Origin of the sequence: Tardiphaga sp., from assembly GCF_025356345.1 — a bacterium.
In the GTDB taxonomy this organism is placed as follows: domain Bacteria; phylum Pseudomonadota; class Alphaproteobacteria; order Rhizobiales; family Xanthobacteraceae; genus Tardiphaga.
This window is the reverse complement of the sequence record NZ_JANXTC010000277.1, coordinates 1-9,766: the sequence shown is the minus strand read 5'-3', so window position 1 is coordinate 9,766 and position 9,766 is coordinate 1. Positions and strand designations below refer to the sequence as shown.

Here is a 9,766-nt window from a genome sequence, read left to right as displayed (position 1 = left end):
GAAGATTTCGCTGATTCCGCTGCTAATCATTTGGCTGGGCACTGGCGAGAGCTACAAAATCCTGATCAGCGCGGTCACGGCATTCTTTCCGATTGCCATGAGCACGTATGCCGGCGTTCGCCAGGTCGACCGCGGCTTGGTCAAGGCTGCCCAGGATCTCGGCGCCAACCGCCGACAGGTTCAATTCAACATCATTCTTCCTGCGGCGGTGCCGAGCATCTTCTCGGGATTGCAGCTCGGAATGGGCGTCACGATCATTCTCGTTGTGGCAGCGGAAATGATCGGCGGCTCCAGCCGCGGCGGCGGCATGGGTTATTTGCTGATCCACGCCGGACAGGTCATGGAAACGGAAAAAGTCTTCGCGGCCCTGGTCGTGCTCACCTTGATGGGGGCCGCCATCATCAAGGCCCAGCAATGGCTTGATCGCAAACTCGCGCCTTGGGCGGTGCTTCACTAGACGCGGCGGCTCTGGCATCGTCAGGTCGGGACTTGTTTCGCTGCCAGGGCCCCGGCCGCCGCTACTTGGCGGCGCGATGAGTCTCAATCACCCTAATTTCGGCCAGGGCATATTCCGAGTTTTCCAGCAGGTGACCGGCGAAAACGTTCACGGTTTCGAGCTGGCCGCGGTCGATACCCTTGAACAGGATATCATTGACGGAAGATACCATCGGGGCGACATCGCGGATGGCTTGCTCGCCTTTCGCTGAAAGCGTGATCAGTACGCTGCGCCCGTCCAGGTGGTTGGGCCGCTTGCTGAGAAGGCCCTTGCGGATCAGACGACCGACCTCTGTCGTCACGTGGGTGGCGGCGAGCCCGATGTGGCTTGCCAGCGGTGCAATGGCAATTCCACTATCTCCCTGTCGATAGGCGACACCAATCAGCACGGTGAACTGACTGCCCGTCAGATCCAGTTGTCTTCCGAAAGCTTCGCGGCAGGTGACCAGACGGCCGAGCGCCTGGACCAGGCGGTAGATGGTGTCGCGCATCCAGTCGTCCGACCCGTTTTTTAACAGGTCCCTTCTGGACGTCGTCAGAGGCGAGCTGAAGCGGGCGCGCGCGGCCACCGAGGCTCTTGCCGTTTTCGTCGATTTCTTTGCCATAGATGTGAGGGTCCATCCGCTTGCCTGTCCGAAGGCCAGCGTCGTTGATGTCGGTGGCCGAAGTCCAGACCGTCGTCGCCGCGTGGAGGAGACGAGAGACGTGCGCTCGGGGCGCCTCCAGGTCACATAGCATGAGTTCCGTCGGCCGATCCAGCCATCGGCCGGGCAAGACCCTCCTCTTTCCATCATCGCGAAACCCCAGGCGGCCTGGAACCGCTACCAGCCGTGCACGAAATAATCGACACCCTGCGGGGTATCGATGACCACATCGGCCTCGATCTGCCTGTAGCGGCCACGATAGAACAAGAGCGGCCTAGGCGTCGTCGCGTCGGCGACAGAATAGGACGTGACGCGGCCCACCAGGATCAGGTGGTCGCCGCCGTCATGGCGAGCAAAGCTCTCGCATTCGAAGCAGGCGCTGGCGCCTTGAATCATCGGCACGCCGAGGGCCCCTTGCACGTGTGGAACCCCGTCCCATTTGTCGGGTGAGGCGCGGGCGAACCGGTTGGACGTTTCGCTTTGTGATTCGCTGAGGACGCTGACGGCGTAATGCGGCGCCTCGGCCCAGATATCGAAGGCCCTCGCGTTGCGAGCGATGCTGAACAGGATCAGCGGCGGATCCAGCGATACCGAATTGAACGAGCTCACGGTGGCGCCGATCCGCTCTCCATGCGCCGAGACCGTAGAAATGATCGCCACTCCGGTCGGAAACAGGCCGAGGGCATTGCGGAATTCGCGAGGATCAATCGTCATTTCCGGGTCTCCATGAGGACGGCAGCGGCCGGAGAGTCCGCCTGACGTCAGATGCCTGTTTTTGCGGCGGCTCTAACAGCCGGTCTTTGATTGTACAAAATACCCAAGAGGTCGGTTGACAGCAACCAATTTATGTACAGTATGTAGCTATATTCTTCGGTAGATTAATTCCAGCTTCCGCGTCCAGGCAGCATCAAGGAGATCATCATGAACGTACAGGCGACAAAGTTCGAAGCCACCTCGGCCCGTGGTGCATTCCGCAGCGGCGCTGACTTCCTAGCGAGCCTGGCGTCGACGCCGCGGTCCGTGTTCGTCGAAGGCGAGCGCGTGAGCGATCCCAGCAGTCACCCCGCGTTCCGGGAAGCTGCCAAGCAAATCGCCGGCCTCTACGATTTCGCGTTCGCGCCGGAAAATCTCGAGACCATGACTTATATCGAGCCCGAAACGGGCTGGCGCGCACTGCGCTGCTACCAGATTCCGAAGACCCATGCCGATCTCACCGCGAAACGCGTCGCCGCGGAGAAGTGGGCCGAGCAGACCTTTGGACTGATGGGGCGCACACCTGATCACGTCGCCAACTTTTTCACGGGCTATGCGGCGAAGCCTTCAGTGTTCGCCAAATCGGGTCCGCAATATGCCGAGCGCGTCGTAAACTTCTACAAGCATCTGCGCGATAACCACCTGTACGTGGCTTATGCCATTGTGCCGCCGCAGATCGATCGCAGCAAGTCGGCTTCTAAGCAATCCGAGCCTGATCTCTACGCCGGCGTGGTGCGCGAAGTCGAAGGCGGCATCATCGTCAAGGGCGGCCAGCAGCTGGCCACCGGTGGCGTGTTTGCTGACTATCTGCATCTGAGCAGCATTCATCCGCTGCAGCCGGGCGACGAAGCTTACGCCATTAGCGTCGCGGTGCCGATGAGCGCACCGGGGGTCAAGTTGTACTCAAGGCGCGCTTTTGCCCAGCACGCCACGAATTCATTCGACTATCCGCTATCCAGCCGTTTTGATGAAACGGACAGCTTTGTGGTTCTCGATGACGTCTTCGTTCCTTGGGAGCACGTCTTCATCTATCGCGACATCGAACTGTGCCGCAACCAGTGGTGGAAGACGCCGTCTCACACCTACGGCAATCATCAGGCTCAGGCGCGTTTCGCCACGAAGCTTCGGTTTCTACTTGGCATGGCGAAGAAGATGAACGAAGCCACCGGCAACGATGCGGCGCCGCCGGTGATGGTTCAGATGGGTGAACTCGCTGCACTCGCCTCGATTGTCGAAGGCATGCACCTGGCTCAAGAGGCCCTCGCCACGTTCGACGAGGAAGGCGTTTTATGGCCGTCCAAGAGCATGCTTTACGCCGTAATGGCTCTGCAAGGCGAGATCAATCCGCGAATGATCGATATCGTTCGCGAACTGACGGGAGCCGCAATGATTTCCCTGCCGTCGTCAGTTAAGGATTTCGAAAATCCTGAAGCTGCCGAGGATATTGCCCGGTTCTACAAGTCGTCGAACATGAGCGCTCGCGAACGCGTGGCGCTGATGCGGCTGGCATGGGATTTCATCGGCACCGAGTTCGGCAACCGTCACCAGCAGTATGAAAAATTCTACGGAGGGGCGTCGTTCATCGTGAAGATGAACATGTTCCGCGCTTATGACTTCAAGCGAGCTAGCGCGCTGGTCGATCGTGCGCTCAGCCTGCCGCCGGTGCAAGGCGACTAGGCGAGCTACAAATAAAGAGGCGTCGGTGATCCGGCGCCCCTTTTGGCCATGGGGGATGCGGCCAGCCCCTCAGGCTGCGCTTTCTTTCGTGCTGAATGATTCGTAGGCCTCATTGGCCGACAAGTGCGCGTTCTCCACGTGCTTCACGGCGGCGCTGCGGGCAGCGGCGCCGTCTTTCGCGGCGACCGCCTCGTAGATTGCCTTCATCTCCTGCAGGCTGACCCTGGCGCGACCCGGCCGCGACATCGAATGGGCTCGCAAGAAATTAATGCGCGCCAGCAGGCCGCTCAGTGTTTCCTCGATGATGCGGTTGCCGGAGATCCGAAGGATGTGGCTGTAGAATTCCGACGTCGCGGATACCTCGGTCTTCATGTCGTTGGCGCGCACCGCCTTGCCGAATTCCGCGAGGGCTGCGCGCATTAGCTTGAGGTCGTCCGGTGTGGCGCAACTGGCCGCGATAAAGGCCGCTTCGCCTTCCAGCAGGGCTCGCACCTTGTAGATATCCGCCGCATGATCGCGGGTCAGCACCGGGATCTGCGGACCGCGATTGGGGATGATGGAGACCAGGCGCTCGGCTTCCAGACTGCGCAGCGCCTCGCGGATCGACGGGCGGCTGACGCCGAGCATCTCGCAAAGGTTGGCCTCGATCAGTCGGTCGCCCGGCTTGAACATGCCTTCGACAATGGCGGCGCGCAGCTTTTCGACGATTTGCTGCTGCACCGTCCTGGGTGAAATCCGGAGATCAAGTGTTGCCATGGTCTTTTGGTTTTCCGGTTTGGCGCGGTCCGAGGCGATCGAATACCGAGTAGCTCGCCTTGAACCATTCGTTCTTCGCCAGACGGTTGCGCCACGGCGTATTTCTGGCGGCATCCCGTTCCGGCGATTGCAGGGCCTTCGCATCGTTCAGGTAGTGCAGCGCCATGTGGGTATAGGGGCCGGGGACGCCATCTGCAATCCGCATCCGGCGCACCATCAACCAGTCCTTGCACTGCATCAGCAGCGGAATGTGGTCGCTGTCGTACCAGCCGTTGAAGTCGTCATGGTGCTCACTGGGGATGTTGAACAGCACCGCATAGAGCACCGGCGCATCCATCAGCGTGTCCGTTTCAGCCGAGACGGCAGGGGTGACCGAGGTTTCGCCACCGAGATAGCGCGTGAAGCCGGTCACATTCTTCAGCATCCATGCGGTTTCCTCCGACGGATTGTTCTTGATCACCTTGTAGGCGTCGCTGGACAGCACGTTGATGTCGTCCATTTCGTATACCGCCAGAAAACCGCCATCGCCCTGGCGGCTGTAGCGCTGGGCGCTCATAAATCCTTCGCAGTCGACGCGGATCGGGATGTGGTGGGTATCGTACCAGTTGTGAAACCGGTCGACGAACGCCTCGCCCGGGATCATCTCGGAGAACAGAACCGCCTGGCCTTTGATGCTCATGATGCAAAATACCCGATTGACAGATTGTCAGACAAACTGATAACGAAGTTACAGCGCCTGTCAAGCATGTGAGACCCATCGCCATGAATCTGAATATTCGCCGCACCTGGTCGATGGTCGAAGACAAGAATGAACATGCCGGCCGCAAGGTGGCCGTGCCGATCCGCAAGGTCGCGGTGATCGCGGTGCTCGAGAATCCCTACGCAGGCAAGGCGGTCGAAGACCTCACCCCGCTGATCGAGGCCAGCGTCGGGCTCGGCGAGATGATGGCAAACATGGCGCTGCAGGCGCTGGGCACCTACCAGGTGCAGAGCTATGGCAAGGGCGCGCTGGTCGGCCTGCATGGCGAGATCGAGCATGCCGCTGCACTGGTGACGACCGCCTATGCCAATCCGATCCGCGACGCCATTGGCGGCGCCAAGGCGTGGATTTCCTCGATGGTCAAGATGTCGGTGCCCGGTGGTGCCATCGACATTCCGATGAATCACAAGGACGACGTCTATGTGCGCTCGCATTACGATGGCATGACGCTCACGATGCTCGACACGCCGATGGCCGATGAGTTGGCGATCATCTTCTGCCTGGCCAGCGGCGGGCGCATCGGCGCCCGGGTCGGCGGCCTCTCGCACGATGAAGTAGCCAAGCGCGACGCAAAGGCCTGAGCCATGAAGACCGCCATCGTCAATCTCGGCTCCATCGTCAGCGGCGATCTGAATGCGCCGATGGTGTCGGGCGACTCCATCGTCATGGCCGACGGTCTGATCGTGTCTGTCGGCACGGCCTCCGCCGCGGCAGTGGATGCCTGCGACGTGGTGATCGACGCCGGCGGCGCCATCGCCATGCCCGGCCTGATCGATTCCCACGTCCACATCACTTTCGGCGACTACACGCCACGGCAGAAGACGGTCGGCTTTCTTGAAAGCTACGTCCATGGCGGCGTCACCACCTCGATCAGCGCTTCGGAAGTCCATGTGCCCGGCCGGCCGAAAGATGTGGTCGGCGTCAAGGCGCTGGCCGTTGCCGCGCAGCGCTGCTTTGCCGACTATCGTCCCGGCGGCATGCGCGTGCATGCGGGATCTCTGATCCTCGAGCCGGGCCTTGTGGAGCAGGATTTCGACGATCTGGTGCGCGATGGCGTGTGGATGGTGAAGGCCGGCTTCGGCGCGTTCGCCTCGCCGTTCGAGTATGCGCCGCTGATCAAGATGGCGCGCTCACGCGGCATGATTGCCATGGTGCATACCGGCGGCGCGTCGATCCCCGGCTCGTCGGGGATCTGGGCCGACCACGTGCTGGCAATGAACCCGGACGTCTCGTATCACGTCAACGGTGGCCCGGTGGCGATTCCGGATCGAGATTTCCCACGGCTGGTGAATGATTCCAGCATCGCGCTGCAGGTCTGTACCGCCGGAAATCTGCGCACCACGCTGCTTGTGGCCGATCTCCTGGACAAGGCCGGCCAGAACGAACGACTTTTGATAGCAACGGACACGCCGACCGGCAGCGGCATCATGCCGCTCGGCATGCTATACACCATCAGCTACCTCGCATCGCTTGGCGGCATGGCGCCCGAACGTGCCATCGCTGCCGCCACCGGCAGCAATGCGCGCGTCTATCGCTTGAACAGCGGTATCATCGCCGCCGGTCGCGATGCCGACGTCGTTATTATCGACGCGTGTCTTGGTGGATCGCAGCCGGATGCGATGTCGGCCTTACGCAACGGCGACGTGCCTGCGGTCGGCGCTGTGGTCACCGCCGGTATCCCCCGATTTGTCGGACGCAGCCGCAACACGCCGGAGACGACCCGCCGCGTGCGCGTGGCACGCAGCAATGTCGTGCAGGATTTTTCCGGCGCAGCGCCTTAGGCGAGTTGGCCTTGTTATTGCTTTGGTATTTGAAGAATTGATAGTCGCGAAGTGGTCCAGCGTCGCCGAGATGATCCTCGACCTCTTTATGTCACCCGTATGTCGAAGTTTTATTTGTGAGCCTCCGGGAGTCTAGCTCCTAGACAGAAGGAAGACTGATTATGTCAACCGCCGAAACTCCCATTCACTCCGTACTAGCTGTCGATAGCGATCCCATCTCAGCGACGCGGCCCAGCCCGATGCGCTGGGGCGTTGCCTTCGTGCTCTTCCTCGCGGTGATATCGGCATTCTTTGATCGCATCAGCGTAGCGGTCCTGTTTACCAACGTGACTTTTCAGAACGATATGGGAATCGGCTTCGATCCGACCCGGCTTGGGCTGCTGATGACATCGTTCGTCTTTGCTTACGGCGTGTCAGGTCTGTTACTCAGTTTTATCGGCGACGTTTACGGGCCGCGTCGCAGTCTTGCCGTCGGCGCCGCCCTTTGGGGCGGGGCGATGTTGTTGATGGGATCGGCAGGCAGCTACACAACGATGCTATTCTATCGCGTACTGCTAGGTATCGCTGAAGGTCCGCAGTTCGCATTGACCAATTCGCTGGTGAAACGCTGGTTCCCGCCGCGAGAGCAGGCGCGCGCCAATTCGATCTGGATGATTGGAAGCCCGCTCGGCTCGGCGGTCGGATTTCCTCTAACCATCTACCTCGTTTCGAGCTACGGGTGGCGTTCGTCTTTTTATGTTCTGGCCGCCTTGAACCTTCTCGTGATCCTGCCGCTGGTTCTGCTGGTTGTCCGGGATCGCCCGCCTAACGCGGCAGTTGCAGCCGCGGCGCCAGCGGTCACGGCGGCAAGTTACGGCCAGCAGGTCCGGCTGTTCTTCGGAGACTGGCGCTTCTGGATGCTAGTCATCTTCAATTCGGCTGCTCTGATTTATCTGTGGGGCTTGAACAGCTGGCTGCCCAGTTATCTTGTCAAAGTTCGCGGCTTCGACATGAAGCAGGCTGGGATTTACACATCGCTACCCTTCATCTTCATGTTCCTGGGAGAAGTGCTGTCGGCGATCTTGTCGGATCGTCTCGGTCGCCGGGCCGGCGTGTGTTTCGTTGCGCTCCTGCTTGCCGGAATCAGCATGTATCTCGTGTCGGTCATCCCTGACAATCAGACCGCAGCTCTGATGATTGCCGTAAGTGCATTTTGCTGGGGCAGCGCCCTGCCGCCTTTGTTTGCATTGGGGTTGCAGATTCTTCCGGCGGGAGCCGTGGCCGCAGGCGTCGGCGTCTACAATGGCATAGGCAACCTGATCGGCGCATTCGCACCCCTGGCGATGGGATTGATCATCTCATCGACGGGAAATTATTCGACGGGGCTCTTGGTCATTATTGGTGCAGCTACTATTGGCTCCGCTGCAATGATCCCGTTGATGCGAAAGTATTAGAACCGAGATGGGAATCACATTTCCGACGTCAAGCCGGCGTGACCTGATCAATACGATATGAACGTCGAAGGTCGCTCATGCGGCCAACGACGTCATCTTTCAGGTCCGCCAAATCTGGAGGGTGCAAAAATCGTTGCCAACGGATGCCGCTAGATTACTCAGTTCGACCACGCGCAGACGAATAGTATGAGTCCATATTATCAGCCTGTATATGAGTTGGCATGGATTTTGCGAAGCCGAGGACACGTCAACCGTCGAAAGGTCCATAATGTTTCGATTGAAGTTTGTTGCGCGCGCCATGTTTGCTCTTGGCGTCTCAGTGCTGCCCGCTCAGGCCCAGGACGATGCGGGCTATCCCGCTCGATCCATCAAGATCATTGTCGCGTTCCCGCCGGGCGGGGGGCCGGATCCGATAGCAAGAATCGTTGCCTCCAGCCTTGAGCGCCGCTTGGGCAAGCCTGTGGTGGTTGAAAATATGCCAGGCGGGAGCGGAGCGATTGCGGCACGAGCTGCTGCGCGAGCGGCTGCGGATGGCTACACACTGTTGCTCGCCGATATGTCTTTCATCGTTGCGCCCCACACCATGGCAAATTTCGGGGTCAAGCCGCTCAAGGACTTCGAGCCAATTGGCTGGGCAGCAACGTCGCCTTTCACCATGATTGTGTCGGCGGCTGTGCCGGCATCGAACCTGGCTGAGTACATCAATATCGCGAAAGCGAAGCCCGGCGAGATGATGATCGGTCATGCTGGCATCGGCTCAACACCTCATCTTGCAGCTGTCTCATTCGTTCGATCCGCTGCCATCGAACCGCGTTACATTCCTTATCGCGGTGCCAGCGACGCTATGTCCAATGCGATGTCCGGCCTCATTTCCAGTCTGTTCTCCTCGGCGTCGCTCGGGATCAGCGCATCCGGCAATGATAAGTTGAAGGTGCTTGGTTTGACAGGCAATCATCGCCTGAAGATGATGCCTAACGTCCCCACCTTTGCCGAGAGCGGCATCAAGATGCGCGGTTTTGAAGACGGCGCTTGGTTTGGAATTCTGGCCCCGGCCGGCACACCACAACCGATTATCGCGAAACTTAACGGAGCGTTGAACGACATGAAGTCGGATACCGACATGAAGGTGCGCTTCGATGCTATTGGCGCCGAATTCAAGGGTGGCTCGTCCAAGGCGTATCATGACTTCATGGTAGAGCAGGATGTGCTTTGGGCAACGACACTCGATGAACTGGGCGTCAAGCCAGAGTAATGGATGGGCAAATCTAACGCGATTGCCGAACGAAGGTCCTCTCCTCAAGCAAGATCGCTGAGCAACGCCGCGACTGTAAAAGCCGGAGCAATACTGCCTCACTGAAGCGGTCGATTGGTTTGGCTGCGCCGGAGTAAAACTGCGGCAGTTAGAGTCCTTTGTCTGGAACGGCAGGGGGCGGGGGATGAAGACAGTGGAGCTTTACGCGCGGGTCC

At 59.7% G+C, this 9,766-nt stretch carries 10 protein-coding genes; 6 read left to right on the top strand and 4 right to left on the bottom strand.

Annotated features, from left to right (window positions below):
- Nucleotides 1–457 (top strand): ABC transporter permease subunit (locus Q0S16_RS17260; RefSeq protein WP_295850484.1); only part of this gene is annotated, 457 nt, incomplete at its 5' end.
- A 61-nt stretch (nt 458–518) separates the two neighbouring features.
- Here Q0S16_RS17260 and Q0S16_RS17255 read toward each other — a convergent pair.
- Both Q0S16_RS17255 and Q0S16_RS17250 read right to left on the bottom strand, forming a co-directional pair.
- Nucleotides 519–1,100: a hypothetical protein gene (locus Q0S16_RS17255; protein ID WP_295850481.1), complete on the bottom strand. Its 582-nt coding sequence runs from the start codon at nt 1,098–1,100 to the stop codon at nt 519–521.
- Nucleotides 1,101–1,316: 216 nt separating this feature from the next.
- Nucleotides 1,317–1,853, bottom strand: a complete 537-nt coding sequence (locus tag Q0S16_RS17250) for a flavin reductase family protein (protein WP_295850479.1) — start codon at nt 1,851–1,853, stop codon at nt 1,317–1,319.
- 207 nt (nt 1,854–2,060) lie between these two features.
- On the opposite strand from Q0S16_RS17250, the gene Q0S16_RS17245 reads away from it, so the two are divergent.
- Nucleotides 2,061–3,569 carry a 4-hydroxyphenylacetate 3-hydroxylase N-terminal domain-containing protein gene (locus tag Q0S16_RS17245; RefSeq protein ID WP_295850476.1) on the top strand — a complete coding sequence of 503 codons (1,509 nt, stop codon included), beginning with the start codon at nt 2,061–2,063 and terminating at the stop codon, nt 3,567–3,569.
- A gap of 69 nt (nt 3,570–3,638) precedes the next feature.
- Here the strand turns inward: Q0S16_RS17245 and Q0S16_RS17240 are convergent, their stop codons facing one another.
- Together Q0S16_RS17240 and Q0S16_RS17235 are read right to left on the bottom strand one after the other, a co-directional pair.
- Nucleotides 3,639–4,325: a GntR family transcriptional regulator gene (locus Q0S16_RS17240; RefSeq protein WP_295850475.1), complete on the bottom strand. Its 687-nt coding sequence runs from the start codon at nt 4,323–4,325 to the stop codon at nt 3,639–3,641.
- A complete protein-coding gene (locus Q0S16_RS17235; protein WP_295850473.1) occupies nt 4,312–5,004 on the bottom strand; it encodes a DUF4286 family protein in 693 nt (230 codons plus the stop codon). Before Q0S16_RS17235 ends, Q0S16_RS17240 begins: the two co-directional genes overlap by 14 nt.
- Before the next feature lie 83 nt (nt 5,005–5,087).
- Between Q0S16_RS17235 and Q0S16_RS17230 the strand changes: the two genes are divergently transcribed.
- The 4 genes from Q0S16_RS17230 (at nt 5,088) to Q0S16_RS17215 (ending at nt 9,551) form a co-directional block, all read left to right on the top strand.
- Complete coding sequence (locus tag Q0S16_RS17230; RefSeq protein WP_295850470.1) at nt 5,088–5,666, top strand: amino acid synthesis family protein; 579 nt, start codon at nt 5,088–5,090, stop codon at nt 5,664–5,666.
- A gap of 3 nt (nt 5,667–5,669) precedes the next feature.
- The gene (locus Q0S16_RS17225; RefSeq protein WP_295850467.1) at nt 5,670–6,866 is read left to right on the top strand and encodes an amidohydrolase family protein; all 1,197 of its coding nucleotides are present in this window, start codon (nt 5,670–5,672) and stop codon (nt 6,864–6,866) included.
- A 161-nt stretch (nt 6,867–7,027) separates the two neighbouring features.
- Nucleotides 7,028–8,299, top strand: a complete 1,272-nt coding sequence (locus Q0S16_RS17220) for an MFS transporter (protein ID WP_295850463.1) — start codon at nt 7,028–7,030, stop codon at nt 8,297–8,299.
- Between the two features lie 268 nt (nt 8,300–8,567).
- Complete coding sequence (locus Q0S16_RS17215; RefSeq protein ID WP_295850460.1) at nt 8,568–9,551, top strand: tripartite tricarboxylate transporter substrate binding protein; 984 nt, start codon at nt 8,568–8,570, stop codon at nt 9,549–9,551.
- Nucleotides 9,552–9,766: the final 215 nt, after the last annotated feature.